Raw genomic sequence first — 26,718 nt, 5'->3', positions numbered from 1 at the left:
CGATAGAGTCGGCGGACGTGGTGACCTTCCAAGTCCTGGGCCCGTTGCGGGCCTCGGACGAGCGCGGACCGCTGGCCCTCAAGGGTCCGCGTCATCGCGCGCTGCTGGCTCGGCTGCTCATCGCGCACGGCCGGGTGGTTCCGCTCAACCAGCTCATCGACGACCTGTGGGAGCGGCCGCCGCGCGACCCGCAGGGTGCCATCCAGACCTTCGTCTCGGACCTGCGCCGCAGCCTCGAACCCGACCGCAAACCGCGCGAGACCGCCCGCGTCCTCGTTACCGCCGCACCCGGTTACGCCCTGCGCGCTACCGACGGCGACGTGGACGCGGACCGCTTCGAGGTGCTGATCCGCGCCGCGGCGGAGGCCATCCGCCCGCCGGATCTCACCGTTGCGCTGGCGGATCTGGATGCGGCATTGCGACTGTGGCAGGGCCCCGCCTATGCCGAGTTCACCGACGAGCACTGGGCTCGGGCGGAGATCGACCGCCTGGACGAATTGCGTTCCCTCGCCATCGAACAGCGGGCTCTCGTCCTGACCGAGCTGACCCGTCACAGCGAAGCGGTGGCTACGCTCGAACCCCACCTCCGCGCACATCCGCTGCGCGAATCCGCCTGGCACACCTTGGTTCTTGCCCTCTACCGCTCGGACCGTCAGGCCGACGCCATGACCGCCCTCCGTACGATCCGAACCACGCTGCGCGCCGAACTCGGCGTCGACCCGAGTCCGCATTTGCGCCAACTCGAAGCCGACATCCTCACCCAGGCACCGGGTCTCGTATCCCAGCGGCCTGTCACCGCCACCGCCGGGAAGCGATCGGCGACGGAAGTGCTCGGACACACGGTCGAGCGGGGAGATACTGATCGCGCCCGCACCGCGAGTGCTGCCGTGAGAGTGCCCGATGTGCTCAGGCCTGGCGGGAAACTTGTCGGGCGCGACGGCGAACTGAGCCGGCTACGCGAGGCCGCCGACCAGGTGGCCGCGAGTGGTCGGGCGCGCCTGGCGCTGGTAACCGGAATCGAGGGAGCCGGGAAAACCGCACTCGTCGAGGCACTTTCGGCCGAACTCGACCGGCGCGGGTGGCTGGTCGCCTGGGGGCCGAGCCCAGCGGATCGCGGCGCACCACCGAACTGGCCGTGGACACAGATCACCGCAGCACTGGCGGCGGCGCACCCGACCTCCGGCCCGTCGCACGACCCGGTCGAGGACATCTCGGCGGGGAACGGTGCTGGGACGGCTGGCCCGAGTACGGACCGTGCGGGCGCGGAGGGCGTGAGTGCCGACGGTGCGAGCACGGGCGGTGCGGGTGCGGGCGGTGCGGGCGCGGAGATTGCAGGCGCGGAGATTGCAGGCGCGGAGGGCGAGGGCGCGGAGCGTGCGGGCACGGATAGTGCGGAGGAGTGGAGTGCGGATCCGGCGGTAGGAAGGTTTCATTCGCAGCGTCGGGCGCTCGACTATCTGGGTTCGGTCGCGCGTGGCGGGCCGGTGTTGGTGGTGTTCGATGATCTGCACTGGGCGGGGGAGGAGACCGTCGAACTGCTGACCACGCTGGCGACGACACCGGTGGCGGGGCCGGTGCTGTTGATCGGCACCTATCGCGGCACCGATGTGGAGGCGGAACTCGCCGGCGCACTCGCGCGGATGGCACGCACGGAACCGGTGCGGATCCCCTTGGGTGGGTTGGGTGTCGATGCGACCGGGGAACTCGCGCGTGCGGTGGCGGGGACCGGGATCGAGGCGGCGGTGCGCCGGATTCATGCTCGGGCACAGGGGAATCCGTTCTTCATCCGCGAACTCGCCCGGTTGTGGGCCGACGAGGGGGATGCGGCGCTCGAGTCGGTGCCTGCCGGGGTGCGGGATGTCGTGCGGCAGCGGCTGCGACGATTGAGCGCAGCCGAGGCGACGGTGTTGCAGCAGGCCGCGGTCATCGGCTCCGAGGTCGATACGGAACTGCTGGTGGAGCTGTCGGCGGACGCCGAGACCGTGGACACCGGTCTGACGGCGGCGTTGCGCGCCGAATTCCTGGACGAATCAGGCTCAACCGGTGTCACTTTCGCGCACGCTCTGGTCCGCGACGTGGTCTATCGCGATATCCCCGCCCCGCGCCGCTCGGCCTGGCACGCGCGGGTAGGCACCCTGCTGGAAGCCGCCGGCACCACCGAAATCGAACTACTGGCACACCATTTCGCGCGCGCGGGCACCCGAGCTACCGCGGCACGAGCCGGAAAGTACGCGAGCGCCGCCGCCTCGGCCGCCGAACGCGCATTCGCCCCGCACCAGGCCGCTCGCCTCTGGTCCGACGCGGTCACGGCCTACAAGCGCGTCGGCGACCGGCGCTCCGGCCTCGAAGCCACCATGGGTTTGGTTCGCGCACTCGCACTGACCGGTCGTCTCCCCGAAGCCGGAACCCGCCGTGCCGAGGCCATTCGAGCCGCCGAACGCCTCGGCGACCCCGACTTCACCGCCCGCCTGATCGTGGCCTTCGACGTGCCCGCGCTCTGGACTGACCCCGACGACCCGGCCCTGGCGAGCTTGGTAGTGGTCGCCGCCGAACGTGCCCTGCACGCCCTCCCGACCGGCGAGCCCGACGCCCGCGTCGACGCTGACCTGGAACTGCGCTGCCGACTGCTCATCACCATCGCCCTGGAACTGCGCGCCACCGACTCTCCACGCGGACGCACGGCCGCCGAGGAAGCCGAAAGCCTTGCGGCCGGCCTGAACCGACCGGTCCTGCTCGCGCTCGCCCTCAATGCGCGATTCATGCAGACCTTCCACCGTGCGGGCCTGGCCCCCGAACGCGCGGTCCTCGGTACCCGACTGATCGAACTGTCGCAGGCTCACGACCTGGTCACCTTCGAGGTACTTGGCCACCTCATCCGTATCCAAGCACTCAGCGCCACAGCCGATTTCGAGGCGGCCGACCGCCACGCCCGCGCAGTCGACGCCCTCGCCGACCGCTACGGCCTGCCGCTGGTTTCCTTCTTCACCACCTGGTACGCGGCCCTACGCACCTCCCTGACCGCTCCTCTCGACCAGACCGAGGCCGCCTACCGTTCCGCCTCGGCCGCCCACCCGGGCACCGCCATGCCCGGCCTCCACCGCGGGCTGCTCGCTCTGGCCCTGGTCTGCCTACGTCTGCGCCACGGCAAACCCCTTGCCGCCCAACCCGATACCGACTGGGGGCCGCACGAACTCTGGCTCCGCCCCCTGCTGCATCTCGACAACGACGACCGCGATGCCGCCCGCACGGCCCTGCTGGCCGCCCCCGACCCGCCGCCGGACCTGCTCCAGGAATTGCGTCTCGCCCTGCTGGCACACGCAGCCCTCGCCTTGCGCGAACCCGAAGTCCTACGCCACGTCCGCGACCGATTAACCCCCGCCGCAGGCGAATTCGCGGGCGCAGGCACCGGCCTACTCACCCTCGCCCCCGTCGCCCACTACCTGAACCGCATCGACGCCGCCCTCCTCACCTGACGAATCCTTCGCGCCGAGGTGGGATTAGGAGGGTTCGGCGGATTATGGCTGCTGGAGGGTTTGCGCGCTGTACGGGAGTCCTTGGCCGAGCGCCCAGTTCTCGGCGATTCGGCCGTTCTCGATGCGGAAGATTTCGATCATCATCGGCAATGGGCCGGTGGTAGGGAGTGGGATCCCGGCGACGGAGGAGCGGATGGCTACTCGGTCGCCGTCGACCAGGATGTCTTCGGCGATAACGTGAATGTCGGGGAATTGGGTGACGAGGCTGCGCCAGGCCGACTTTCCGGCTTCGAAGCCGGTGGTGCCCAGGGCGTGACTGACGAAGTCCGGGGTGTGGAGCTCATCGGCGCGGTCGAATTGGCGGGTGTTGAAGCATTCCTGCAATCGGCGTACCAGAGTGTCGGGGTCTTGGGTGGTCATGCGTCGCCCTCCATGGGGGATCGGTTGAGACCTCACGGGCGGCCCGGACTGCCGAGAAGCGGTGCGCCGCCCCGTTTATCTGCTCAGCATACGGGGCGGCGACCCGGTTATGCTAGAGCTCGACATGAATCAGCCTCCGCCCGAACCCATCTCGCCCCCCGCTGCCCCGGTCCGCGGTCGCGAACTGCGCGCCGATGCCCGGCGCAATCGCGAGCGCGTGGTGGCGGCCGCGCAGCAACTGTTCGCCACCGAGGGGCTCGGAGTCTCGCTCGACGAGGTGGCTCGCCGGGCCGGAGTCGGACCGGGCACCGTGCACCGGCACTTCCCCACCAAAGAGGCGCTGTACCTGGCAGTCTCGATCGATCAGATAGCGCAGTTGGTGGCCGAAGCGTCCACGCTGACCGCAACCGACGACCCGGCGGCGTTGTTCACACTTCTCTCGCGCATGATCGCCAACGGCATCGAGAACATCCTGGTCAAGAGTGCGCTATCGGCCATAGGTTTCGACTTACGCACCGCTGCACCGGAACTGGCCCACACCCTCACCGCCCACGTCGAAACCCTCCTGGCCCGCGCCCGCACAGCCGACCTAGCCCGCGACGACGTAACCCCCCGCGAGATAATGGCCCTGATCGCCGGCGCCCTCCACGCCGCCGCCTACGCCGGCGAACCCAGTCCGTCCCACCTCGGCGCCATCATCCTCGACGGCCTCCGCCCCCAGGTCAGGTGAGCGACCCATGTTCACCACCGCGTTCCTGCAGTACAGAGGCAAGGGACCGATGCGCCATGAGGAAGCCCTCTTGGAAGAAGGCCTGACAAGACGCGGAATCCCGATTCGCCACTACACCGCGAAGCGCATCGAACGTCGGCAATTGCCGCTGGGGCCGGATGTTTTCATCGCGGGGGATATGGACGCGATGCATGGGGCGATGCGACAGCTGGGGATCAGCGTGCCGGAGCCCGACGACTACCCGGAGACCCTGCGCAGCTTCCTGCGGCGGCGAGTATGGAAGTCCACCTTGGGCGAGGTGGAAAAGGCAGTCGAATCCGGTTCGTGCCCACCCGTTTTCGTGAAGCCCGCCAGGCGACGCAAGAGTTTCACCGGTGCCGTCTGCTACTCCGAGCGAGACTTCGCGGCCTTCGGCTACGTCAGCCGCCGCCAGCCGGTGTGGTGCTCGGAGTTGGTCACCTGGCGGGCAGAATATCGTGTCTACGTGATCGATCGACGGATCGTATCGGTGGATCATTACGACGGCGACGCATCGCTCGCCCTGGACCTGGACATGGTCACCGCGGCGATCGGCGAATACCGCACTGCGCCGAGCGCCTACGGCATCGACTTCGGCGTTCTCGACAGCGGCGCAACAGCACTCGTCGAAGCGAACGACGGCTACGCCCTCGGCGCGTACACCATTCGCGCGGACGAGTACACCGACCTGATCAGCCGCCGCTGGGCCGAACTACTTGATACCGCCGGCCTCTAGGTCCGCCACGAACAGCGGGAGGCTGCGGGCAGCGAGGCGGGCCACGAGCGGGGCGTCGGTAGGTGCTTCGCCGCGGGCGACGACGCGGGGATTGACGAGCCGGAATCGGCGGAAGGCGTAGTGGGCGTCGGCTTCTCCCGCTGCGAGGGTGTTCCGGATCCAATCGGTGCGTCCGTGGCCCATGGCCACATAGAGGCTGCCGCCAGCCCGGAAAGCGTTGACCGGGGTGGAGTACACCTTCCCGGATTTGCGTCCCTGATGGCCGATGACGGCGAAGCCGGGCAGGTAGGGGGCAATCCGCCGAACCACGGGATTCATGTACTTGGACTGAATCCGATCGAACCACGCCGGAAAGTAATTGCGCTCAACCGTAGACATCCCAGCACCTTCTGTCCGAACCAAACGTCCCCGACAACCTACACCGCCCGTGAGCCATGTCGAAGGACCAAGATCAGGACGTTCCGATGGCGTTCGCGAGGGCGGTGAGGATGGGGGCGCAGGGGGTGTTGAGGGTGAGGGTGGCTAGGGGGTCGGCTCGGGTGGGGCCCTGGTTGAGGATTATGAGGGGGCGGGGGGATTTGGCGGTGTGGCGGGCGAAGCGGAGGCCGGACATTACCGTGAGGGAGGAACCGATGACCAGGAGGGCTTCGGAGGAGTTGACGAGGTCGAAGGCGGCGGTTACTCGGGGCTTGGGGACGGATTCGCCGAAGTAGACGATGTCGGGTTTGAGGAGGCCGCCGCAGGATTGGCAGTCGACCATGTGGAAGTGGTGGGTGTCGGGGACTACGGCGTCGGCGTCGGGGGCTACCTCGATGCCGGTGCGGGGGATGGTGTCGGTGAAGTGGGGGTTGGCGGCTTCGAGACGGTCGGCCAGGGACATGCGGGATGTGAGGGTTCCGCAGGATAGGCAGCGGACTCGGGCGTAGACGCCGTGCAGGTCCAGAACGCGGCGGTGACCGGCCTTGGTGTGCAGGAGGTCGACGTTCTGGGTGATGACGCCCGTGACGATGTCCGCGCGTTCCAGGCGGGCCAGGGCTTGGTGGGCGGGGTTGGGGCGGGCGGCGTCCATGAAGCGCCAGCCGAGGTGATTGCGGGCCCAATAGCGTTGGCGGAACACGGGATCGCCGACGAACTGCTGGTAGGTCATCGGGGTGCGCGGGGGTGAGTTCGGGCTGCGGTAATCGGGGATGCCGCTGTCGGTCGAGATGCCCGCGCCGGTGAGGACGGCCACGCGGCGGCCGGACACCAGCTCCAGCAGGCGGTCGAGCTGCCGGGCGGAGACCGGGGCGGGCAGGCGGTCTTGCTGCGGCGCGGGGACCGGATCGGGCATAGGGCCAGCGTACGACGGGGTGAAATGTGGTTCCGGTCACGGCATGTCACAGACGGGGGAGCTGTCTCGTCAACAGGGCAGGACGTCGCGGAGACGGCGGCGCGGACTCGATGAAGGAGATGGTCATCATGACGAAGACGGTTCTGGTCACCGGTGGCACCGGCACCCTGGGCAAGCTGGTCGCCCCGCTGCTGTTGCAGGCCGGAGTGCGAGTGCGGGTGCTGAGCCGCACCGCGCGTCAGGGCACGGACGGCATCGACTATGTGGCCGGGGATCTGCAGACCGGCGCGGGCATCGCCGAAGCGGTGGCCGGTGCCGACACCGTGCTGCACCTGGCGGGCACCCAGAAGGGTGACGGCGCGAAGGCGCAGGCCCTCGTCGACGGCATCAAGGCGGCGGGTGAGTTCCCGCACCTGGTCTTCATCTCGGTCGTCGGCGCGGAACGCATTCCGGTGGAGAGCGCCATCGACCGCCAGACCATGGCGTACATGGCCTCGAAGCGGGATGCCGAACTGGTGGTGGAGAATTCGGGTCTGCCGTGGACCACGTTGCGCGCCACGCAGTTCCACGATCTGCTGTTCACGATGGTGTCGGCCATGGCCAAGATGCCGGTGGTGCCGGTCTTCGACTTCCGCTTCCAGCCCATCGAAACCGCCGAGGTCGCCGCGCGTCTGGTGGAACTGACGCTGGGCGAGCCCGCCGGACTGGTCGAGGAGGTCGGCGGCCCCCGTATCTACACCATGAAGGAACTCGAGCGCAGCTACTTGCAGGCCGCCGGCAAGCGTCGCCCGGTGGTAACCATGAAGGCCCCCGGCAAGGCGTCGCGCGCGTACGCCGCGGGCGGCAACCTGACCCCCGAGCACGCGGTGGGCGAGCGCACCTGGGAGGACTTCCTGGCCGCCAAACTCGCCACAGCCTGACCCGAGATGCGAAGCGGCTCAGCGCGGTCCGTTGGTATTGAGGTACACCACCGGACCGTCGCCGAACCGCCCGTGCGCGTTCATGTCCAGCAGCGCGGCCATCGCCTTCGCGGTGTACACCGGCTCCAGTGTCATGTGTTCGCGATCGGCCGAAAGGGCCTGTGCGGTAGCGGCTTCCGGCATCGGATACCCGTACCCGGGCCCGAGGTACTCGGTGACGATGTCGAGATTGCCGATGGGCGAAAGGTTTTCCGGCAGCCGCGCCCCACGCTTGCGTAGCAGCCGCTCGGTACGGCCCGCCAGCTTGGCCAGCGTCGGCTCATCGAGTTTCAAAGTGTCGTTCACAACCACGCCGACCACCCGGGTCGAAAGCCCGGCCAGCCGCAATCCGAGCGACAGCCCCGCCGCCGTCCCGCCCGAACCCACCGGAATCACGATGTGACTCGGCTCCGGCAACTCCCCGGCCCGCACCTGATCCGCCAATTCCATTGCGGCCTCGACGTATCCGAGCGCCCCGACCGCCGAGGATCCGCCCGCGGGCAGGAAGTACGGCGGTCGCAATCCGGTGAAGCTCCGAGCCAGCAGCCACGGCGCACTCGCGATCGTCCGCGCCTTGGTATGTGTGAAATGCAGTTCCGCGCCGGAATCCCGCAGCCGCTTCAGCTGTGCCCGCACATGGTCGTCCTCGGGCTGATCGATCAGCGCCAGAACGGTTTTCACCCCGTGCTCGCGTCCGTACAGCGCCGTCGCCAGCCCCCAGTTGGTGCCCAGCCCGCCCACCGTCACGATGGTGGTGCGCCGCTGCCGCAGCGCGTCGGGCAGCAGCCACTCCAGTTTGCGCACCTTGTTGCCGCCCCAGCCGCCGTCCCCGAAGACGCTGTCGTCCTTGAGCCAGATATCCGCGCCGACGGTGTCGAGCGACGCCAGCCGCCGCACCGGTGTCGGTGTGGTGCCCAGCCGCACATGGGGCAGGGTGTCCGCGAGTTCGGGATAGCGCTGGTGCAGATGCGGAGTCATCACACCAACCCTATCGACTGACCAGTTCCGCGACGAGTGTGGCAGGCAGCACACGCCGGCCCGAGCCCTCCTGCTACGTTCCGAAAAGGAAATTAGTCTCGGCAAGGAGAACTCATGCCAGGTGTAACCGATCGCGTCGTCATTGTCACCGGAGCCGGTGGCGGCCTGGGCCGGGAGTACGCGCTGCTGCTCGCCCGCGAGGGTGCGTTGGTCGTGGTCAACGACCTGGGCGGCGCGCGCGACGGCAGCGGGTCCGGCCACAATATGGCCGACACGGTGGTCGAGGAGATCCGCGCGGCGGGCGGCACCGCGGTCGCCAACTACGACAGCGTCGCCACCACCGAGGGCGCGCAGGCCCTGGTTCAGACCGCGCTCGACAGCTTCGGCGCGGTGCACGGCGTCGTCAACAACGCGGGCATCCTGCGCGATATGAGCTTCGCCAAGATGACCCCCGAGGCCTTCGAGGCCGTGCAGCGCGTGCACCTGTTCGGCGCGTTCAATGTCACCCACGCCGCCTGGGGCCACTTCCGCGAGCAGGGTTTCGGCCGCGTCGTGATGGCCACCTCCACCTCCGGCCTGTACGGCAACTTCGGCCAAGCCAATTACGGCGCAGCCAAACTCGGCATGGTCGGCATGATGAACACCCTGGTCTACGAGGGCCGCAAGTACGACATCAAGGTCAATGCGGTGGCTCCGATCGCCGCCACCCGCATGACGGAAGACCTGATGTCCGCCGAGATGCTCGCGAAGCTGGGGCCCGCCCAGGTCGCCCCGATCGTCGGCTACCTGGTCAGCGAGGAGAACCAGGACTCGGGCACGGTGCTGGTGGTCGGCGGAGGCTCGGTGCAGCGGCTGCAGTTGTTCGCGAACAAGCCGGTTCTGTTCAGTGAGGTCCCGACGCTGGACCAGGTGCGAGAGAATTGGAGTCGTATTACCGATATGTCCGACGCTCAGCCGGGGGTCAATCCAGCGGGCTGAGCCTGCGCGAGGAGCCTCGCCATGAGCGAGAACACGTGGGACGCACTGGTTGTCGGAGCGGGGGCGGGTGGGCTGTGCGCGGCCGCCCGGCTCTCGCACCACGGCTACCGCACCCTGGTGGTCGAACGACTGGACCGAGTCGGAGGCCGTGCCTCCACCGAGGATATCGACGGATTCAAGATAAACACCGGCGCGGTGGTCGTCGACCTCGGTGGTGTCACCGAGCAGACCTTCGCGGAGGTGGGCGCCAAATTCGAAGTGCGCCCGGCGGATCCACCGATCCTCTACCGCATCAACGGCCGTGACGTGGATGTCTCCAGCGGCGGCTGGGGACTGCTCATCTCGCAACTGACCCGCCACGGCGCCAAGCTGCTGGCGGGCTCGGGGGACGCCGCCGAGCCGCCCGATCGGGAGCTCTCCACCGCCGACTGGGTGCGTCGATACACCAAAAACGATGCGGTGCAAGGGATCTTCCGCAATATGTGCGGCTCGATCTTCGCGGTCGGCTCGGAGGAACTTCCGGCCCGCGTGTTCTTCACCTACATCACCGGCAAGTCCGCGTTCAAGAAGTTCGGCTTCTGCCCCGAGGGCACCATCGGGATCTGGAAATCCCTCGCCGATGTGGTGGAACGCAATGGGGGACAGGTCTGGTTGGGCGCGGAGGTGCAACGCCTCGACGTCGAGGACGATCGCGTGACCGGTGCGCAGATCCGGCGCGACGGTGAAATCATCAATGTGACTTGCGGTTTCGCGGTCAGCGATATCGGCCCGTCGGCCACCCTGGATCTCGTTGGCCCGGAACACTTTCCGTCCGACTATGTCGGCTCGGTGCTGCAACGCGACCTGCCCGCCGCCATGATCTCGGTCAACTTCGCCAGCCGCGAACCCCTGATCGACGCGCCCGGCCTGCTCAGCTTCGCCCGCACCCGGCGGCTGTGCTACGTCGCGAATTTCACCGCCACCTGCCCGGAGATGGCCCCGCCGGGCTGGCACCTGTACGTCGGTGCCGGGGTGCCCAAACCCTCGGTGGGCGACTTCGATTCCGACGCCGACACCGCGCTGGTGTTGCAGGATCTGCGCGAGGAGATCCCGGATTTCGAGAGCGCCCGCATCCTCTCGATCGCCGTCACCCGCGACGACTGGCCACCCCAGCGCGCGGTCGCCGGCTACGACCTGCCCCACGACACCCCGATCTCGAATCTGTGGAATGTCGGTGACGCGGTGAAGGAGTATGCCAACGGCGGGACCGCGGCCTGCGCCGAGACCGCGAAACTGGTGGTCGAGGAGATTCTCGCCGCCGGTGTCGGGCGTCGCGCCCGGTGACCGGTGCGCTCGGTATCCGATCCGGCTTCCGGTGCTCAGCCCAGCTTCGCGGTCATGGCGGGTAGTCGATCCACCATGGCGACAACGTAATCCGCGACGATATCGATGAGCACCGGGCGCTCTACTTTCAACCCGCCGTCGAGCCACACCAGGGTCAGTTCCGCCGCGCCGCCGGTGATCAACTGGGCCAGTGCGGTCAGCGCGGTGTCCTCGCCGGCGGGGATATCGAGCAGTATCCGGGTCTGCTCGATGAGGACCTGGGCCACCTCGCGCATGCCCTCGAAGCGGCGGCGCATGAGCACTTCGCTGCCGTAAGCCTGGGCGAAGGCGATATTCGCCCGCCGCGGATCGTCGGTGAGCGTGATGATGAGTGCCGCCACCCCGGCGCGCAGCTTGTCCTCCGGCGTGCCCGGGGTCTCGGCGATGGCGGTGCGGGCTCGCGCCAGCGCCTCACCCTGCACCTCGTCGAGCAGGGCGGCGGCCAGTGCGTCCAGATCGCTGAAGGATTCGTAGAAGAAGCGTGGCCCCACCTTCGCCTGTTCGCACACTCCGCGCACGGTGAGCGTGGCCAGCCCCTGCGTCCCGACGATCTCGAGCGCTGCGTCCAGCAGCCGCCGCCGACGCTGTTCGCGGCGCTCGTCGGTGCTGGTGCCGCGATAGGTCCCGTTGAAAGCTCGCGTCACCCTGACAGCTTGGCACAGATATCGGGAAACGATCGTTTACGGATATCTCCGTTTCCGCTACCGTGGAGGGATGGCCGTGCGAAAAGCCGTGGTGAACCATCGAATTCAGTGCCGCGCAGCCGGCGTGCTGCAACGCTATCCGCGGGTGCCGCGCGCGCTCGCGACACCGCCGCCCGGCAGCGGGCTCAAACCCGTGATGGGTGATGCCGGGCCGCCGGGCATCGGCCACGTGGTCTCCACCCTCGCCGATCCGCTGAGTTTCGGCCGCGCGCGCCAGCAGCTCTACGGTCCGGTGAATTGGATGGGGGTGTTCGGCCGCCGGATCGTCGGTCTCGGCAGTCCCGCCGCGTTCGAGGAACTGCTGCTCGACCGCAAACACGTCTTCTCCGCGCAGCAGGGCTGGGAATTCCTGATCGGCCCGTTCTTCCGCGGCGGAATCCTGTTGCGCGACTTCGACGATCACACCTACCACCGCCGCATCCTGCAGCAGGCCTTCACCCGCCCGCGCCTGGTCGGCTACCTCAACCTCACCACGCCACGTATTGTGCGCGGTGTCGACTCCTGGCTGCCCGCCACCGATTTCCCGCTCTACGACCATGTGAAGCGGATGCTGCTGGAGCAGGCCACCGTGGTCTTCGCGGGTGCGGAACTCGGCCCCGAGGCGACCGGGCTGTCGCGCGCCTTCGAGGACGCCGTGCACGGTGGCAAGGCCATCATTCGCACGAATATGCCCGGGGGAGTGTGGAATCGGGGCCTGCGCGGGCGTCGACTGCTCGAGGACTACTTCCGCCGCGAACTGCCCGCCAAGCGCGCCGGTGACGGCGACGACCTGTTCAGTGTGCTCTGCCACGCCGAGACCGAGGACGGTGAATCCTTCACCGACGCCGACATCGTCGACCACATGATCTTCGTGATGATGGCCGCCCACGACACCAGCACGCTGGCCATCTCCATGCTCGCCTACGAGCTGGCGCGACACCCGGACTGGCAGGACCGGCTGCGCAAGGAGTCCGAGACCCTGGGCAAACCCACCCTCGACTACGCGGATCTGGATCGGCTGCCGAGCCTGGAACTGGCGTTCCGGGAAACGCTGCGCATGTACGCCCCGGTCGGCCAGATGGTGCGAGAAGCGCTGGAGGACACCGACATCGCGGGCTACTTCATCCCGAAGGGCACGCTCGTCATGGCCGGACCGTACTCGATGATGCGCAATGCGGAGTATTGGCACGATCCGGACGTCTTCGACCCGGAACGCTTCGATCCCGCCCGCGCCGAGGACAAGTCGCACCGCTACGCCTGGCCGCCCTTCGGCGGTGGCGCGCACAAGTGCATCGGCCGCTACTTCGGCAGCATGACGGTCAAGGCGACCATGCATCGCATGCTGCTGAACTACCGCTGGAGCGTGCCCGAGGATTACCGGGTTCCGCTCGTCGCCGGAACGGGCCCGACCCCTGCCGACGGGCTACCGATCCACCTGCGCCGCCTCTGAGGGCTCACCGGACGTCGCGCGGGATTCCGAGTTCCAGGTCGAGATAGCGCAATTCCGCGTCACGTCGCTGCCCGTTGCGGAAGGCCCGGAAGACCAGATCCTGCGGATGGCCGACGGTGAACACCTCGGTGAAGGTCGCGACCGTGCGCCGCGGCGCATCGCAGAGGCTGGGGTTGAATCCGGCCTTGGCCAGTGGCCCCTCCCAGATGAGCGCCGCGCCGCCGGGCACGCTGTGCGGTGCGAAGCTCCAGCCCAGATCGCGCATGCGCCGATCGAATTCGCCCGAGCCGAGTCCGGCCACGTCCCAGCCGCTGGCCTCGTTGAAAAGCTGACGCCCGTGCAGGAATTGGACGAAGCACGGATCGGGGCCGGGATGCGGGGTGCTGAGGTTGATCACCCCGTCCCAGGGTAGTGTGGTCAGTGCCCAGTCCAGCCGGGCCTCGAAATCGGCCCAGTCCGAACAGACCGTGGGCGCCTCGCGTTCGCTGGGCCGGTCGGCGGGCAGGCCGTAGCTGCCGCTGCCGGGCGCGTCCATGCTCCAGGTGGTGAAGCGCAGTTGCTCGCCGCGCATGTCCAGGCCGTCGCGCAGCACGGCCACCACCGATTCGGCGGTCCCGCGCCGCTGATCGACGGCTTCGCCGCGTTGCCAGCCGGTGCTCCATTCGCGCGCCAGCCGCGGCTGTTGATGCACCCGCTGCATGGCCCGCCACTGCGGATCCGGTGCGGTGGCATCGGATTCCGACGGCAGCGGCACCGGATCCCAGGTGCCGTCGGGCTGCTCGCGCAGCACGCCCAGCAGCCGTTCGGCGTCGTCGGCGGTCTCGGGGACGGCCACGATCACTTCGATCTCGGTGCCCTGCTGCGCGAAATGCGCTCGGCGGCCGGTGAGTTCGTCACGGACCTGGATGAACCGCGGGTTCCATCCGAGTCCGGATTCGTCCGCGTCCTCGTCCTCCTCGAGAAAAAACGGCATCCATTTGAGCAGTGCATCCCATCCCTGCGAACCCACCGTGCCTCCCTCCGGGTTCTCGTAAACCTACCCGCCGGTCACCTGCCGTGTCCGCCGATGGGTACCGGTCGGCATGCCCGCCGTGGTAGAACCTGTTCTAGTTTTCCACCTGAAGGACCTCGAATGAACTGGTATACCGGCAATACCGTCTACGACACCGTGCTGACGATCGCCTTCGCGTTCGCGGCGTTCGTGCTCATCGGCGGCCTGTTCGGGCAGAGCCCCTACGGCCGCTTCGCCACCACCAAGCTCGGACTCAACCTCAATCCGAAACTCGGCTGGTGGCTGATGGAGATTCCGGCCACCGTGGTCTTCGCGGTCGCGTACCTGTCGGGTCCACGCCGCTTCGAGCCGACTTCCCTGGTGCTGGCGGCCATCTGGATTCTGCACTACGGCAATCGCGGCTGGTTCTTCCCCCTCAATATCCGCCAGGTGCCCGGCAAGACCAGCAGTTTCAACGTTTCGGTCATGGGCATGGGCATGTTCGTGACGGCGCTGCACGGCTACCTCAACGGTGCGCTCTTCAGCCACGACTACCTGGGGCAGTACGGCACCAGCTGGCTGACCGATCCGCGCTTCATCATCGGATTGATCGTCTACCTGGCGGGTTTCGCGCTGCTGGTCAGCTCGGAGGGGATCGTGCGCAATCTGCGCGACAAGAACAACCCGGGCGCAACCGAATACAAGATTCCGTACGGTCTGGGATTCCGATTCGTCACCAGCCCCACCTATCTCGGTGAGCTGGTCGCTTGGGCGGGATTCGCCATCCTCACCTGGGCGCTGCCCGGCGTGGTCATCTTCCTGATCACCTTCGGCAACCTGGTGCCGCGCGCCTTCGCCACCCACGGCTGGTACCGGGAGAAGTTCAGCGATTACCCGGCCGAGCGAAAGGCGCTGGTGCCGTTCGTGATCTAGCCGCCTTGTCGCGGTACATGGCGGTGTCGACGGCGTGCATGAGCTCGTCGATGGCGGTGGCGTCGGTGTCCACCAGCGCGGTGCCGATGCTCGCGCCCACCGTCACCAGCAGTCCGGCCACATCGAAGGGATCGTGCAGCGCCGCGAGCAGACTCTCCGCGACGGTGTCCAATTCGGCGCGGGCCGAGCAGTTTTCGACCAGCACGATGAACTCGTCACCGCCCAACCGTGCCACCACCGCGTTGGGCGGCAGCGCGCCTTGCAGTCGCTGTGCCACATCACGCAGCACCCGGTCACCGGCGGTGTGGCCGCGGCGATCGTTGATCTCCTTGAAGCCGTCCAGATCCAGATAGCAGACCCCGACCTGTCCGTCGGCGGCGGTGAGACGGTCGAAGAACAGCAGCCGGTTGGGCAGTCCGGTCAGCGAATCGTGGTGCGCGTCGTACCAGAGCTGATCGGCCAGCTGCTTGCGGTCGGTGATATCCACGGTGACACCGATCAGGAAGCGCGGCCGCCCGTCGGTGTCGCGCACGATGGTCATCGAGAGATCGATGATGGTGTGCGTGCCATCGGGTTTGGTGTGATCGGTCTCGAAGCGGAAGCGGTCGATGTCCCCGGCGATCAGCCGTTGGAACAGCCCGAACGCCTCGCCGATATTCTCCGGTCCGAGAATGTCGGCCACCGACCGGCCCGGCATGAGTTCGGCCGGGACGCCGAGGGTTTCGGCCATGGCGTTATTGACGTCGACCACCGTGCCCGTGGTGATGTCCACGGTGCCGATGCCCACCGACGCGCCCTCGAAGATGGCCTGGAACCGCGCCTCCGACAGGTGCCGCCGGGCCTCGGCCTCGCGGGCTGCGGTGAGCGCGGCGCTGAGCGTCGTCTCCTGTTCGGCCAGTGCGGCATTGCGCAGTCCGGCGGTGAACTCGGCCGCGAACTCGGCGGCCAGATCCACGGCGCGCTCGCGCACGGGCCAGTAATCGGGACAGTCGAGTTCGGGGCAGACGGCTGTCACCAGGTCCTTGCACAGCACCAGCACCGAGCGGTGCACGGCGAGGGGATCGCGGTAGTTGGCGGCGACCAGCGCGGCGGCGGCCTCGCGGGCCACGGTCATGTCCTCGGTGCCGCGGACCGCCGCGATCAGGCGGGCACTGAAGCTTTCGAGCAGTTGCTCCACCTGGGTGCGGGTGAGCGTCGGCGCTACCGAGCCGTCCAGCATGGCGGCCCATCGGACCGCCAGCTCACCTGCCTCCACCGCTGACCCCCTACCTCTGAACCATCGAACTTCCGGGTGCGAACGCCGCGGACCCGGATGTTTCAGCCCTTGCGGCCCACGCCCGCCAGACCGAGCGAACGGCCCGGTTCCTCATGCTGATCGCGGTCGGATTCCGGCCGCCACAACGGCAATTCCACCACACCGGGCTCGATCGGCTCCCACTTGCCGAACAGCGCGGTGATCTCCGCACGCGAGCGGAACTGCAGGCCGATCTTGCTGACGTGCGCGGAATTGTTCGCCAGTTTGGCGGCGTCCTCGGGGCGGTTGGCGGAGGTGAGATGCGAGATGGCGACGAAGCTGCCGGCGGGCACCGCGTCGTAGAGGCCGTTGACCTTGTCCACGGGTGCGAAGTCATCGCTCATCAGGTGCAGGACCGCGATGAGTAGCACGCCGACCGGTTGGTCGAAATCGATGATGCCGGTTCCCCGTGCCTGCTCCAACAGCGCGGCGGGCTCGCGCAGATCCGCCTCGATGGCGGTGGCGCGGTCATTGCCGGCGAGAATCGCGCGCGCATGCGCCACGGCCACCGGATCGATATCCGCGTAGAGCACCCGGCATTCGGGATCGATCTCCTGCGCGACCTCGTGCACATTGCCCGCGGTCGGCACGCCCGAACCGATGTCGAGGAACTGCCGCACACCCGAATCCACCAGGTACCGCACCGCGCGCCGCAGAAAGGCGCGATTGCTCAACGCCAGCCGCGGCAGATCCGGGACCAGGACCTTGGCCTGTTCGGCGGCACGACGGTCGACCTCGAAATTATGGGAGCCACCCAGTAGCGCGTCGTACATCCGCGCGGGGCTGGGCCGGTTCATGTCCACGCCCTCCGGGGCCCATGCCGGTCTTTCCATCCCGAAACCCTCCTTGCGAGCACCCGGACGGTGCACCCCGAATGTTAGTCGCCGTTCACCAGAATCCTTGCAGCGATACCGTTCTCGGGCGCATGCGCGGCAATCGTCACGGTGTGGTGGATGCCGCGCAGGTGCTGTGCGTGAAGGCGGGCACGCACACTCCCGTCACGTCGGCCAGCAGCAGCCGCGCGCCGAGGACCAGCGAGCACACGGCGATCGCGCCGAACACCAGCACCCACAGCAGTCCCGGAATGCGGGTCAGCCGCGCGAGTTGATCGGCATCCGAATTCGGTTCGTGCGCGCGGTTTCGCTGCAGTTCGATCACCGGCCGCACCGCCGCCAGCAGCAGGAACCAGGCCGCCGAATACGCCAGCACGGCCTGGGCGGTATCGGTGCCGAACCACGACACCGCGAACACCACCCCGCCGGTCACCAGCAGTGAGAGCAGACCGTAGAAGTTGCGCACCTTGATCAGCAGCACCAGCAGCAGCGCGATGGTCAGCCACAGCATCAGCGTGATCCGGTGCGCGCCCAGCAGCGCGGCATACCCCAGCCCGACCAGCGCGGGCGCGGGATATCCGGCGGCCATCGTCAGAATCATGCCCAGCCCGTACGGCTTTCCACTGGACACGGTGAGACCGGAAGTATCCGAATGCAATCGGATGCTGTTGAGCCGCCGCCCGGTCAGCAGCGCTGTGAACGCGTGCCCGCCCTCATGCGCGATGGTCACCGCATTGCGCAGCACCCGCCACGTCGGATGGAACACCACCAGCACCAGCGCCACCACACCGGTCCCCACCACCAGTTGCCACGGTGGCGCGGCCTGCGTCGTCGACAGCCGATCCAGGATCGTGCTGCCCCGCTGAACGAACTCCGCTGTATCCACCGCCGCACCCTATCGGCTGCGGCTGAGCGCAGCCACAGGTCGGCGTGGTCGCGGCGTTCGCTGCGGTATGACGGTGTTCAGTGCGCGATGAAGAGGATCTCGTCGCGGCTGTAGTCGTGCCCGGGATGGTTGGCGGCGAGATGCGCCTTGGTCTTCTCGACGAGATCGTCCTCGTCGGTGCCGGTGATGTATTCGCCGCAAGGGCAGCTGAGACGGGTTTTCATGACGTGATTCCTTCCAGTGCGACGGCGTCGAAGTCGTTGGAACAGGGGCTGATTCGACGCCGGTGCCCGAGTCTAGTGATGATCCCCGGGCTCGGTGCTACTGCACCTCGCCCATGACGACGTGCTTCATCTGGACCGCCGGGGCGGCGCGCATGACCCCGCCCGCCTGAATCCACTCGCCGATGACGCGGGCGGCGTCGCGGGCCGGGTTGTAAATGTCCTCCTCGCTGGCGAAGAGGTTGTCGCCCGCGTAGACCAGGCGGGTGGTGTTGGGGAACCAGAATTCGACGCCGGGTTCGGTGGGGTGGTCGAGGAGATTCTTGATGCCGACGACGATGGCGTCGTTGTCCTCGTCGTAGGCGATCCATTCGTGGGGGAAGCGCATGTGCGGGAACGGCTTCATGACCTCGACGATCCACGCGCGGACGTCTTCGCGGTGGTGGAAGGTGCCGTAGGCGTGTTCGATGTACTCGACGTTCTCGACGAAGAGGTCCGCGAACGGGGCCCAGTCCCCGGTCTCGGAGCAGGTGTCGACGACCCCGCTGTAGTGGTGCAGCGCTTCCTCGAGTTCCGACCGGCTGAATTTGCCCATGGTGCATCTCTTTTCGTCGGGGTGCGTCCGCGTCGACGCCCACCCACGAATTAAGCACTCTCGCTTAACCGCGTCAAGGTGCGGTCCCGGAGACGGGCCGGCGTGATATCTCCGTTCGGAACCGATGGCGCGCAAAACCTGGTTGTTGGCGTGTTGTGTCCCTGCCCGGCGGCGCGGCCGGATCTTACGGTTTTGGACGTGTCATCGATCAAAACTTCCGAACCGCTGGTTCTCCCGGTGCTGCGCAGCCTGGCGCACAACGGGATCGTGATTCGCGCCCTCGCCCTCGGCCTCGCGACCGTGGTGCTGATCGGTGTGCATCACCCGACCTGGGTGCCGTACGCGGTGACCGTGTACGCGATCTGGAACGCGGCGGCGGTCACCCTGAACGCCGCGCGCGCCGCCCGCACCTGAGCAACCCGAATCGACTGTTGGACAAGGCAAATCAGAGAGTGAGCAAGACAATGTTCGTACCGGTGCAGGAACACCCGCTGTTCGAGCAGGTGCAAAAGCGCATGGGGCGCGTGCCGAACATGACCAAGGTGATGGCGAATTCGGATGCGGTGCTGGAGGGTTACCTGGGGCTGATGGGTGCGCTCAAGGGCGGCACCCTGCCCGGCCCGACCTCGGAGCGCATCGCACTGACCGTCGGCGCCTCCAACGAGTGCGGCTACTGCGTGGCGGCGCACACCTTCGCCGGCAAGCGGGTCGCCAAGCTCAGTGACGCCGAGGTGGAGGCCGCCAAGGCGGGCACCTCCGAGGACCCGAAGGAAGCCGCGGCCGTGCAGTTCGCGCGGGAGCTCACCGAGAGCCGCGGCAAGGCCGATCCGGCCGCCGCGCTGGCCGCCGGCTGGACCGAGGAGCAGGTGCTCGAGATCGTCGCCCTGGTCGCGCTGCAGACCCTCACCAACTACGTCAACAAGGTCGCCCAGACCGAGAACGATTGGCCCGCAGCGTGACCGACCGCAAGATCCTCGCCCTCTCGGGCAGCCTGCGCGCGGACTCGCACAACACCGCGCTGCTGCGCGCGGCCCAGAAGTTCAATGCCGGTATGGATATCGAGATCTACGATCAGCTGCGCGAGATCCCGCCCTACGACATGGATCTCGACACTCCGGCGCTGCGCCCGGCGATCGTGCAGGAACTGCGCGAACGCATCACCGCTGCCGACGGACTGCTCATCGCCACACCGGAATTCAACTACTCGATCCCGGGTGTGCTGAAGAACGCGCTGGACTGGGTGAGCACCGACTGGACCAAGGCCGAGGGACTTCCGCTGCTGCGCAAGCCCATCGCCATCATGGGCGCGGCCCCCACCCAATTCGGTTCGGTGCGTGCGCAACTCGCGCTGCGCCAGGTGTTCGTGTGGACCGAGAGCGACGTCGTGGTCAAGCCGGAGGTCATCGCCTTCCGCTCGCACGAGCGCTTCGACGAGGACGGCAACCTCATCGACGAGACCACCATCGGGCTGCTCACCGGCCTGCTGGCGGCCCTCGCCACCAAGATCGACCGCAACGCCGATTCCCGCTGAACCACCCTGGTTCGGCGGGCCTCCCTCTTCGGCGGTGCGGTCCGCACGGACGACCGGGTATCCGTTGCCGCTCCCTCGGCGGCGACGGGTCCCCGGTCGCTTCGTTGTGGCGCGTTCGGTCCCCCTGGTGAGTTGTGCACCGCCCCTACTGTCGGAGACGTGTCATCGAATGGAGAGGTTCTCAAGGGAATGACGACCGGACGACCGCCCGGCAAGACCGTCCTGATCAGCGGTGCCGGTATCGCCGGGCTCGCGCTGGCGTTCTGGTTGCGCCGCTACGGCTTCCGGGTCACCGTCGTCGAACAGTGCGCCGGGCCGCGCACCGGGGGCTACAAGGTCGATATCCGTGGCGCCGCGATGGAGGTCATCGCGCGGATGGGTCTGCTCGCCGACGTGCGATGGATCTCGACGGCCATGCGCGGCGGCGACTGGGTCGACCGCACCGGCAAGCGGCTGGCGACCCTGGGACCCGGCCTGCTCGGGCTGCGGACCGCCGCGGACGAGGAAGTGCAGCGCGGGGACCTGGTATCGATCCTGTTCGAGGCTACCCGCGCGGATGTCGAGTACGTCTTCGCCGATTCGATCGCCGGACTGGACCAGAGCGACACCGGTGTCCGGGTCCGCTTCGAGAACTCCGGCCCGCGCGTCTTCGATCTGGTGATCGGCGCCGACGGCACGCATTCCGCCACGCGCCGAGCGGTTTTCGGTCCCGAACCGCAATTCGCCCGGCCCACCGGCCTGGCGGTGTGCGTCTTCTCGGTGCCCAACGAGCTCGGCCTCGACCACTGGGAACTGGTGCATCCCACCCCGGGCCACGTCGTGCAGCTCTACAGCGCCCGGCACTCGCCCGCCAAGGCGCAGTTCATCTTTCCCGCCCCCGAGGTGACGCCTGATCGCAACGACGTCGCCGCCCAGCGCCGCGCGGTCGCCGAGGCGTTCCAGGACGCGGGCTGGGAGGTGCCGCGCCTGCTGGACGCGATGCCCGAGGCGCGGGACTTCTTCTTCGAGGTGGCGAGCCAGATCCGCATGGACCGCTGGCATTCCGGGCGGGTCGCGCTCGTCGGTGACGCCGCCTGGAGTCCGTCGCCGAGTTCCGGACAGGGCGCGGGTATGGCCCTGGTCGGTGCCTATGTGCTGGCGGGGGAGCTCGCGGTGGCCGGTAACGACTATCTGGTCGCCTACGCCCGCTATGACAGCAAGCTCCGCGACTACATCACCGCCAACCTCGACCTGGGCCGGAAGATCGCCAACGACATGGTCGCGGCGACCCCCGGCGCGCTGCGCATGCACGTCGAGGCCATCCGGGTGATGCGCTACCTGCCCTGGAAGGGTCGGGCGTTGCGTTCCATCAGGAAGCCACTCGTCGACGCCGCCAACGCGATCCGGCTCGAGGACTACTGAACGGCTACCGGATGGCCCGGAAGTCCTGGCGGAAGGTGTTGGGCGGCACGCCCTTCCAACGGATGAAGGCGCGCCGCAGGGCGCGGGCGTCGGCATAGCCGAGGCGGGCGGCGATGGTGTCCACCGGCAGGTCCGTCTCGCGCAGCAGGGCGACGGCGTGCTCGCTGCGCACCGAGTCGAGTTCGTCGCGCCAGGTGGTGCCCTGAGCGTGCAGACGGCGTTGCAGGGTGCGGGGACTGGCCGCCAATCGGCGTGCGACACCGGTCAGATCGGGTTCGCCGTGCCGCAGGGACTCGTGGATCGCGGTGCGCAGATCGCTGATCTGGTCGCCCTGTACGCGCATCGAGGTCATCAGCAGTTGCGCGTAATGGCGGTGGATCCGGGCCTGGTTCGGGTCGCTGCCGGTCGGCAGGCGTGCGGCATCGATGAAGGTCATGGTCGACACCGGGGCCCCGAATTCTATTCGCCCGGTACCGAATTCCTCGACCAGATGCCGATGGCAGACCGGCGCGGACTGGGTCAGGGCGACGTGCACGGGGGCGAGGTGCACGCCGGTCGCCTCCCGCATGCGCCGCAGCATGAGCGAGAACGTGAACACCTCGTGCGCGGGGATGACCCGCGCGGTCGACAGCGAGGCGGTGTCGCGGATCGTCATCAGCCCACCGTCTTCGATCACGGCGCCGCCGCTGGTCGGATTGGCGACCACGGGCCGCAGCTCCATCACGGTGCGCATGCTCTCGGCCAGGGTGGGGGCGTTCGCGAACAGGTAGTCCCACACGCTGAGCGTCCCGCGTTCGGCCTGCGCGGCGGCGAACTGTCCGCCCCGCGACCCCGCGGTGGCCTCGATGAGTTCCCAGATCCGCCAGACGGTGTGCGACGAGATGCGCAGCAGTCGCTCCCCGAGCAGTGCTGGATCGAGCCCGGAGGTGGCCCCGATCTCGGCCTGTGACACACCCATTCGCAGCGCCGCCGCGTAGACGAGCGCGGCGGTGCGCGCGGGAATGGTGCCTTCGAACATGGCGCGAGCGTATCCAGCATCCGCTGCGCAAACCAGCCGGTATGTTCAGCGCCACCGGAGATGGGGGCGGATGAGGTGGGCTTGTCCGCCCGGTACTCGGTGCTACTATATAGCGGTAGTCAGTAGTGCTAAGTAGCGTGAGGGGTGAATATGACGACATCCGAATCCGCCTCGGCCGCATTCACGATCGACCGGGCGGCGGCCTTCGCCGGCGTCTCGGTGGCGACCGTGCGCCGATACCATTGCCGCGGACTGCTTTCCGCTCCGGAAAGCGACGGACACGGGCAGGGCCGTTACCGGACAGCTCACCTGCTGCGGCTGGTACAGATCCGGGCGCTGGAAGGTGCGGGCGTGCCGCTGACCGAAATCGCCGATCTGCTCGACTATTTCCGCGATATCGAGCGACTCCTCCGTCGACCGGCGATCGACATGTGCGCGTAACCGAACGGGGCTACGATCGGCGTCCGCGGGTGCGCGACAGGGCGTTTCATCGGGCCCGCGGGGGATCTAGGGAAGGACCGACGCCATCACGCTTCGGGTTTGGCTGAGCAGCGCCGGTGCCGCGACCGTTCAGATCATGCGGTTGCTCCGGCAGAACCCCGACGGGGTCGAGGTCACCGTGTATGCCAGCAATGTGGATCCGGAGGCGACCACGCTCTCGGCGTGCGATGTCTCGGCGGTCGAACCCCGTTACGTCGGTGACGAGGAGTATGCCGCGTTCGCGCTCGACTTCTGCCGCCGCCATCGCATCGATGTGCTCATCCCGCCGCGACGTCTCGCCGCACTGGCGGGTCGGAGCGCGGAGTTCGCGGCGGTCGGCACCGCGCTGATGTGCTCGCCGCTGTCCTCGGTACGGACGCTCACCGACAAAGTGGCCACCTACGAGGCCGCTGCGGCGGCGGGGATTCCGGTGCCGCCGTGGCGGGTGGCGTCGGATGCCGACGGGTTGCGCGCGGCCGTCGAGGAACTCTCGCACACCGGAGAACGCCTGTGTCTCAAGCCGAGTGGCGAATACTCGGCTTTCGGATTCCGCATCCTCGACGATCGCCCGCTGGCCATGGCGCAGTTGCTCGCGGAGCCACAGCCCGCGGTCTCGGTCGAGGCGGTGGCCGGCGCGATGCGCCGGGCCGCCGATGCCGGTGAAGCGGTGCCCGACCTGCTCGTCATGCCCTACCTCGACGGCCCGGAGATCAGCGTCGACTGCCTCTCGGCCGTGGGAGGCGAACTGCTGGTGGGGATTCCGCGCGCCAAGCAGGGGCGCTTCCGCGACCTGCTGGACGACCCCGTCGCGGTGTCCATCGCGCGACGGCTGGTCGGCCATTTCGAACTGGCGTATCTGACCAATGTGCAATTGCGCCACCGCGCGGGCGAACCGGTACTGCTGGAAGCCAATCCGCGGCCCTCGGCCGGACTCTTCCACACCGCCTTCGCCGATGTGAACCTGCCCTGGGCGGCGATACGGCTACTACTGCACGGTGATTCGGGTCTGCGCAACCCGCCGCGCTCGGGTGTGCGGCTCGCGGTGGCCGAAGCGGTCATGGAGATCGCCCCGCGCCCCACCGTCCCGGAGGTCCTGCCGGACCCCCGCGATCGGGAATCGCGACTCACGCTGCGGCACAACCACGCCGGATCGGAAGTCCGGGTGATCGCGCCGCACCGCGAGCGCTAGACGATATTCGCCTCGATCAGCAGGTTCCAGATCTCGTTCTGATCGACCACCTCGACACCGAGCTTCTCGGCTTTGGTCAGTTTGGCGTCGCCGACACCCGCACCGGTGATGAGCAGATCGGTATTCGCCGAGACCGAGGACACGGCGGTCGCGCCCGCCTTCTCACACAGCCGCTGGAACGTCGGCCGGGCGACCTTCTCGCCCGAGCGCGGATCGCTGATCGCGCCGGTGACCACGATCGTCTTGCCCTCCAGCGGCGCACCGGCCGCGACCACCGGTGGCAGGTCCTCCGCACGGACATCGAGCGAAACCCCTGCCGCGCGTAGGCGTTCCAGTTCCGGGCGCAGACGCGTCAGGTGCGCGGTCAGGGAGGCGGCGACCTTCGTGCCGATGTCCTCCACCGCGACCAGCCGTTCCTCGCCCGCGTCCGCGACCTCCTCGAGCGAACCGAATCCGGAGCGTGCCAAGCGCGCGGCAGTGCCCTCCGACGCCATCGGAATGGCCAGCCCGATCAGCGCGCGCCGCAGGCCCACGTCACGGCTCGCATCGATCGAATCGATCATGCGCTGCGCGGAAACCTCACCGATACCGTCGAATTCGAGCATCTGCTCCTTGGTCAGCAGGTAGAAGTCGGACGGATTGTTCAGAATGCCCGCGTCGGCGAGCCTTTCGATCCACACCCCGCCGATGGCGTCGATATCGGCGGCCGGTCGCGACGCCCAGTGGATGAGCCTGCGCACCGTCTGGGCGGGGCAGGAAGCGTTGGTGCAGAACAGTTCCCGGCTGTTGCCCTGCTCGGTCACCGGCTGCGCGCAGGACGGGCAGACGGTGGGCGCCACGATCTCGCGCTCGGCGCCGGTGCGCCGGGCGGCGTCCAGCACGCCCGCGACGAACGGGATCACATCGCCGGCGCGGCGGACCAGAACGGTGTCACCGATCTTGATGTCGCGGGCCTTGATCACTTCCTGATTGGCGAGCGTGGCTTTCGTGACGGTGGTGCCGCCGACGAACACCGGCTCCAGCCAGGCGACCGGAACGATCTTGCCGGTCTTGCCGACATCCCAGACCACATCCGCCAGGATCGTCGTCTTCTCCTCGGCGGCGAACTTGAAGGCGAGCGCGCCGCGCGGTGAGTTCGAGCGGGTGCCCGCGGCGGCATAGGCGTCACGGTCGGCCAGGCGCAGCACCGCGCCGTCGAGGTCGTAGTCGAGATCGTTGCGGCCCTGCTCGATCGCGCCGATCGCGTCCTGCGCCTGCGCGGCGTCGGCGCAGTGCCGCATCGTCGCGCCGGTGAAGCCCAGCGCGCGCAGGCCCTCCTCGAGATCGACCTCGGTGCTTTCGGGGGCGTCCAGATCGAAACCGAAGAACTGCAGCCGCCGTTCGGCGACGGTGGCCGGATCCTTCGCGCGCAGCGTGCCCGCCGCCGCATTGCGCGGGTTGATCAGCGGCTTGTCCGGATGCGCGGTGTTGTAGGCGTCGAAGGTCGACCGCAGCATGACCGCCTCACCGCGCACCTCCACCCGCCCCGGCAGTTCGATGCGCTCGGGCACCCCGTCGAGCAGCGCACGCACCAGCGGCGTCACATCGTCACCGGTGGTGCCGTCACCCCGGGTCACCGCGCGTGTCAGCCGACCCTCCTCGTAGACCAGTGCCAGCGACAACCCGTCGAGCTTGGGCATCACCACCACCGGCTGCCCCGGAAAACGGTCGAAGAACGCCGCCACCTGCTCGGCCGTCGTCGCCTTCTCCAGCGACAGCATCGGCCGCGAATGCCGAACCGGCGCATGCAACACCGAGGTCGCACCGACCTGCTCGAGCGGATTCGGATCCGGCGCCAGCTCCGGATGCTCCTCGATCAACCGACGCAGCTCGTCCTCGATCGCGTCGTAGTCGGCGTCCGCCACCAGCGGCGACCCCTGGTAGTACGCGTCGCGCAACTCCACGATGCGCTCGGCCAGCTGCTGAATGTGTTCCCCAGTCTCCACAACCGCGAACGCTACCCATCCCCACCGACATCGCCGAGATCCCCCGCCGAACCCGCCCCCACCCCAGGGCTCGGCAACAGCCACTGGACAGTGTGCGTGTTGCACCGCACAACCAGCGGACGGGCGTGTCCCGGGAGGCGTAGCGTCCTGACCCGTCGAACACGCTGAGCGATCACGATGAACGACAACCAGCGAGCCCCGAACCGTCGCAGACCGGTCCGGGGCTCGATTGGTCAGTGCCGCC

Annotated in this window: 27 protein-coding genes; 14 read left to right on the top strand and 13 right to left on the bottom strand. The window is 68.1% G+C overall.

Annotated elements, in window-relative coordinates; all coding sequences use genetic code 11:
- Nucleotides 1-17 precede the first annotated feature (17 nt).
- Nucleotides 18-3,473 carry a BTAD domain-containing putative transcriptional regulator gene (locus ACFXHA_RS38095; RefSeq protein ID WP_379365003.1) on the top strand — a complete coding sequence of 1,152 codons (3,456 nt, stop codon included), beginning with the start codon at nt 18-20 and terminating at the stop codon, nt 3,471-3,473.
- Between the two features lie 42 nt (nt 3,474-3,515).
- Here the strand turns inward: ACFXHA_RS38095 and ACFXHA_RS38090 are convergent, their stop codons facing one another.
- Nucleotides 3,516-3,893, bottom strand: coding sequence for an ester cyclase (locus ACFXHA_RS38090; protein WP_379365001.1), 378 nt, complete (start codon nt 3,891-3,893; stop codon nt 3,516-3,518).
- A gap of 124 nt (nt 3,894-4,017) precedes the next feature.
- Between ACFXHA_RS38090 and ACFXHA_RS38085 the strand changes: the two genes are divergently transcribed.
- Nucleotides 4,018-4,623, top strand: coding sequence for a TetR/AcrR family transcriptional regulator (locus ACFXHA_RS38085; RefSeq protein WP_379364999.1), 606 nt, complete (start codon nt 4,018-4,020; stop codon nt 4,621-4,623).
- Between the two features lie 7 nt (nt 4,624-4,630).
- Nucleotides 4,631-5,377 (top strand): ATP-grasp domain-containing protein, encoded by a 747-nt coding sequence (locus ACFXHA_RS38080; RefSeq protein ID WP_379364998.1) that lies wholly within the window; start codon nt 4,631-4,633, stop codon nt 5,375-5,377.
- On the opposite strand, the gene ACFXHA_RS38075 is transcribed toward ACFXHA_RS38080, so the two are convergent.
- On the bottom strand, nt 5,354-5,755 hold the full coding sequence (locus tag ACFXHA_RS38075) for a nitroreductase family deazaflavin-dependent oxidoreductase (RefSeq protein ID WP_379364997.1): 402 nt from the start codon (nt 5,753-5,755) through the stop codon (nt 5,354-5,356). The two genes, ACFXHA_RS38080 and ACFXHA_RS38075, sit on opposite strands and share 24 nt — an antisense overlap.
- A gap of 73 nt (nt 5,756-5,828) precedes the next feature.
- A complete protein-coding gene (locus ACFXHA_RS38070; protein ID WP_379364996.1) occupies nt 5,829-6,707 on the bottom strand; it encodes a Sir2 family NAD-dependent protein deacetylase in 879 nt (292 codons plus the stop codon).
- A 128-nt stretch (nt 6,708-6,835) separates the two neighbouring features.
- On the opposite strand from ACFXHA_RS38070, the gene ACFXHA_RS38065 reads away from it, so the two are divergent.
- Complete coding sequence (locus ACFXHA_RS38065; protein WP_379364995.1) at nt 6,836-7,627, top strand: SDR family oxidoreductase; 792 nt, start codon at nt 6,836-6,838, stop codon at nt 7,625-7,627.
- Between the two features lie 18 nt (nt 7,628-7,645).
- Here ACFXHA_RS38065 and ACFXHA_RS38060 read toward each other — a convergent pair whose 3' ends face one another.
- Nucleotides 7,646-8,644 carry a 1-aminocyclopropane-1-carboxylate deaminase/D-cysteine desulfhydrase gene (locus ACFXHA_RS38060; RefSeq protein ID WP_379364993.1) on the bottom strand — a complete coding sequence of 333 codons (999 nt, stop codon included), beginning with the start codon at nt 8,642-8,644 and terminating at the stop codon, nt 7,646-7,648.
- A 114-nt stretch (nt 8,645-8,758) separates the two neighbouring features.
- Here ACFXHA_RS38060 and ACFXHA_RS38055 point away from each other — a divergent pair, with 114 nt between their 5' ends.
- Together ACFXHA_RS38055 and ACFXHA_RS38050 are read left to right on the top strand one after the other, a co-directional pair.
- Nucleotides 8,759-9,622, top strand: coding sequence for an SDR family oxidoreductase (locus ACFXHA_RS38055; protein ID WP_379364991.1), 864 nt, complete (start codon nt 8,759-8,761; stop codon nt 9,620-9,622).
- A 21-nt stretch (nt 9,623-9,643) separates the two neighbouring features.
- Nucleotides 9,644-10,945, top strand: coding sequence for a phytoene desaturase family protein (locus ACFXHA_RS38050; RefSeq protein ID WP_379364989.1), 1,302 nt, complete (start codon nt 9,644-9,646; stop codon nt 10,943-10,945).
- Nucleotides 10,946-10,980: 35 nt separating this feature from the next.
- On the opposite strand, the gene ACFXHA_RS38045 is transcribed toward ACFXHA_RS38050, so the two are convergent.
- Nucleotides 10,981-11,628, bottom strand: a complete 648-nt coding sequence (locus ACFXHA_RS38045; RefSeq protein ID WP_379364987.1) for a TetR/AcrR family transcriptional regulator — start codon at nt 11,626-11,628, stop codon at nt 10,981-10,983.
- A gap of 70 nt (nt 11,629-11,698) precedes the next feature.
- Here ACFXHA_RS38045 and ACFXHA_RS38040 point away from each other — a divergent pair, with 70 nt between their 5' ends.
- A complete protein-coding gene (locus ACFXHA_RS38040; protein WP_379364985.1) occupies nt 11,699-13,117 on the top strand; it encodes a cytochrome P450 in 1,419 nt (472 codons plus the stop codon).
- Between the two features lie 4 nt (nt 13,118-13,121).
- Here ACFXHA_RS38040 and ACFXHA_RS38035 read toward each other — a convergent pair whose 3' ends face one another.
- Nucleotides 13,122-14,126 carry a hypothetical protein gene (locus ACFXHA_RS38035; protein ID WP_379364984.1) on the bottom strand — a complete coding sequence of 335 codons (1,005 nt, stop codon included), beginning with the start codon at nt 14,124-14,126 and terminating at the stop codon, nt 13,122-13,124.
- Between the two features lie 123 nt (nt 14,127-14,249).
- Here ACFXHA_RS38035 and ACFXHA_RS38030 point away from each other — a divergent pair, with 123 nt between their 5' ends.
- On the top strand, nt 14,250-15,041 hold the full coding sequence (locus tag ACFXHA_RS38030; protein ID WP_379364982.1) for a 3-oxo-5-alpha-steroid 4-dehydrogenase: 792 nt from the start codon (nt 14,250-14,252) through the stop codon (nt 15,039-15,041).
- Here the strand turns inward: ACFXHA_RS38030 and ACFXHA_RS38025 are convergent.
- The 5 genes from ACFXHA_RS38025 to ACFXHA_RS38005 form a co-directional block, all read right to left on the bottom strand.
- Nucleotides 14,992-16,296 carry a diguanylate cyclase domain-containing protein gene (locus tag ACFXHA_RS38025; protein ID WP_379364980.1) on the bottom strand — a complete coding sequence of 435 codons (1,305 nt, stop codon included), beginning with the start codon at nt 16,294-16,296 and terminating at the stop codon, nt 14,992-14,994. The genes ACFXHA_RS38030 and ACFXHA_RS38025 overlap by 50 nt on opposite strands.
- A gap of 62 nt (nt 16,297-16,358) precedes the next feature.
- Nucleotides 16,359-17,168 (bottom strand): SAM-dependent methyltransferase, encoded by an 810-nt coding sequence (locus tag ACFXHA_RS38020; protein ID WP_379364978.1) that lies wholly within the window; start codon nt 17,166-17,168, stop codon nt 16,359-16,361.
- Nucleotides 17,169-17,274: 106 nt separating this feature from the next.
- Nucleotides 17,275-18,054, bottom strand: a complete 780-nt coding sequence (locus tag ACFXHA_RS38015) for a M50 family metallopeptidase (protein ID WP_379364976.1) — start codon at nt 18,052-18,054, stop codon at nt 17,275-17,277.
- A 77-nt stretch (nt 18,055-18,131) separates the two neighbouring features.
- Nucleotides 18,132-18,278, bottom strand: coding sequence for a DUF1059 domain-containing protein (locus tag ACFXHA_RS38010; protein ID WP_379364974.1), 147 nt, complete (start codon nt 18,276-18,278; stop codon nt 18,132-18,134).
- A gap of 97 nt (nt 18,279-18,375) precedes the next feature.
- On the bottom strand, nt 18,376-18,870 hold the full coding sequence (locus ACFXHA_RS38005) for a nuclear transport factor 2 family protein (protein WP_379364972.1): 495 nt from the start codon (nt 18,868-18,870) through the stop codon (nt 18,376-18,378).
- Between the two features lie 198 nt (nt 18,871-19,068).
- On the opposite strand from ACFXHA_RS38005, the gene ACFXHA_RS38000 reads away from it, so the two are divergent.
- The 4 genes from ACFXHA_RS38000 to ACFXHA_RS37985 all read left to right on the top strand — a co-directional run bounded on the left by ACFXHA_RS38000 (nt 19,069) and on the right by ACFXHA_RS37985 (nt 21,802).
- Entirely contained in the window at nt 19,069-19,284 is a 216-nt protein-coding gene (locus tag ACFXHA_RS38000) for a hypothetical protein (RefSeq protein ID WP_379364971.1), read from the top strand.
- Between the two features lie 38 nt (nt 19,285-19,322).
- Entirely contained in the window at nt 19,323-19,829 is a 507-nt protein-coding gene (locus ACFXHA_RS37995; protein ID WP_379364970.1) for a carboxymuconolactone decarboxylase family protein, read from the top strand.
- Complete coding sequence (locus tag ACFXHA_RS37990; protein WP_379364968.1) at nt 19,826-20,401, top strand: NADPH-dependent FMN reductase; 576 nt, start codon at nt 19,826-19,828, stop codon at nt 20,399-20,401. The genes ACFXHA_RS37995 and ACFXHA_RS37990 overlap by 4 nt, the downstream gene beginning before the upstream one ends.
- A gap of 189 nt (nt 20,402-20,590) precedes the next feature.
- Nucleotides 20,591-21,802, top strand: a complete 1,212-nt coding sequence (locus ACFXHA_RS37985) for an FAD-dependent monooxygenase (RefSeq protein ID WP_379364966.1) — start codon at nt 20,591-20,593, stop codon at nt 21,800-21,802.
- Nucleotides 21,803-21,806: 4 nt separating this feature from the next.
- On the opposite strand, the gene ACFXHA_RS37980 is transcribed toward ACFXHA_RS37985, so the two are convergent.
- Nucleotides 21,807-22,820: a helix-turn-helix domain-containing protein gene (locus tag ACFXHA_RS37980; protein ID WP_379364964.1), complete on the bottom strand. Its 1,014-nt coding sequence runs from the start codon at nt 22,818-22,820 to the stop codon at nt 21,807-21,809.
- 150 nt (nt 22,821-22,970) lie between these two features.
- Here ACFXHA_RS37980 and ACFXHA_RS37975 point away from each other — a divergent pair, with 150 nt between their 5' ends.
- Together ACFXHA_RS37975 and ACFXHA_RS37970 are read left to right on the top strand one after the other, a co-directional pair.
- On the top strand, nt 22,971-23,261 hold the full coding sequence (locus ACFXHA_RS37975; RefSeq protein ID WP_379364962.1) for a MerR family transcriptional regulator: 291 nt from the start codon (nt 22,971-22,973) through the stop codon (nt 23,259-23,261).
- 85 nt (nt 23,262-23,346) lie between these two features.
- Entirely contained in the window at nt 23,347-24,489 is a 1,143-nt protein-coding gene (locus tag ACFXHA_RS37970) for an ATP-grasp domain-containing protein (RefSeq protein ID WP_379365313.1), read from the top strand.
- Here the strand turns inward: ACFXHA_RS37970 and ligA are convergent.
- A complete protein-coding gene (gene ligA / locus ACFXHA_RS37965; protein WP_379364960.1) occupies nt 24,486-26,474 on the bottom strand; it encodes an NAD-dependent DNA ligase LigA in 1,989 nt (662 codons plus the stop codon). The two genes, ACFXHA_RS37970 and ligA, sit on opposite strands and share 4 nt — an antisense overlap.
- Nucleotides 26,475-26,718 lie beyond the last annotated feature (244 nt).

The sequence above is a fragment of the Nocardia sp. NPDC059240 genome, from assembly GCF_042753865.1.
GTDB lineage: Bacteria > Actinomycetota > Actinomycetes > Mycobacteriales > Mycobacteriaceae > Nocardia.
This window is presented reverse-complemented; position numbering and strand designations above follow the sequence as displayed.

What these genes read in the sequence shown, in the direction of transcription:
- ACFXHA_RS38090 (WP_379365001.1), bottom strand. Translation starts at nt 3,893, where the DNA reads ATGACCACCCAAGACCCCGACACTCTGGTACGCCGATTGCAGGAATGC.
- ACFXHA_RS38085 (WP_379364999.1), top strand. Translation starts at nt 4,018, where the DNA reads ATGAATCAGCCTCCGCCCGAACCCATCTCGCCCCCCGCTGCCCCGGTC.
- ACFXHA_RS38080 (WP_379364998.1), top strand. Translation starts at nt 4,631, where the DNA reads ATGTTCACCACCGCGTTCCTGCAGTACAGAGGCAAGGGACCGATGCGC.
- ACFXHA_RS38075 (WP_379364997.1), bottom strand. Translation starts at nt 5,755, where the DNA reads ATGTCTACGGTTGAGCGCAATTACTTTCCGGCGTGGTTCGATCGGATT.
- ACFXHA_RS38070 (WP_379364996.1), bottom strand. Translation starts at nt 6,707, where the DNA reads ATGCCCGATCCGGTCCCCGCGCCGCAGCAAGACCGCCTGCCCGCCCCG.
- ACFXHA_RS38065 (WP_379364995.1), top strand. Translation starts at nt 6,836, where the DNA reads ATGACGAAGACGGTTCTGGTCACCGGTGGCACCGGCACCCTGGGCAAG.
- ACFXHA_RS38060 (WP_379364993.1), bottom strand. Translation starts at nt 8,644, where the DNA reads ATGACTCCGCATCTGCACCAGCGCTATCCCGAACTCGCGGACACCCTG.
- ACFXHA_RS38055 (WP_379364991.1), top strand. Translation starts at nt 8,759, where the DNA reads ATGCCAGGTGTAACCGATCGCGTCGTCATTGTCACCGGAGCCGGTGGC.
- ACFXHA_RS38050 (WP_379364989.1), top strand. Translation starts at nt 9,644, where the DNA reads ATGAGCGAGAACACGTGGGACGCACTGGTTGTCGGAGCGGGGGCGGGT.
- ACFXHA_RS38040 (WP_379364985.1), top strand. Translation starts at nt 11,699, where the DNA reads ATGGCCGTGCGAAAAGCCGTGGTGAACCATCGAATTCAGTGCCGCGCA.
- ACFXHA_RS38030 (WP_379364982.1), top strand. Translation starts at nt 14,250, where the DNA reads ATGAACTGGTATACCGGCAATACCGTCTACGACACCGTGCTGACGATC.
- ACFXHA_RS38020 (WP_379364978.1), bottom strand. Translation starts at nt 17,168, where the DNA reads ATGGAAAGACCGGCATGGGCCCCGGAGGGCGTGGACATGAACCGGCCC.
- ACFXHA_RS38010 (WP_379364974.1), bottom strand. Translation starts at nt 18,278, where the DNA reads ATGAAAACCCGTCTCAGCTGCCCTTGCGGCGAATACATCACCGGCACC.
- ACFXHA_RS38005 (WP_379364972.1), bottom strand. Translation starts at nt 18,870, where the DNA reads ATGGGCAAATTCAGCCGGTCGGAACTCGAGGAAGCGCTGCACCACTAC.
- ACFXHA_RS37985 (WP_379364966.1), top strand. Translation starts at nt 20,591, where the DNA reads ATGACGACCGGACGACCGCCCGGCAAGACCGTCCTGATCAGCGGTGCC.
- ACFXHA_RS37980 (WP_379364964.1), bottom strand. Translation starts at nt 22,820, where the DNA reads ATGTTCGAAGGCACCATTCCCGCGCGCACCGCCGCGCTCGTCTACGCG.
- ACFXHA_RS37975 (WP_379364962.1), top strand. Translation starts at nt 22,971, where the DNA reads ATGACGACATCCGAATCCGCCTCGGCCGCATTCACGATCGACCGGGCG.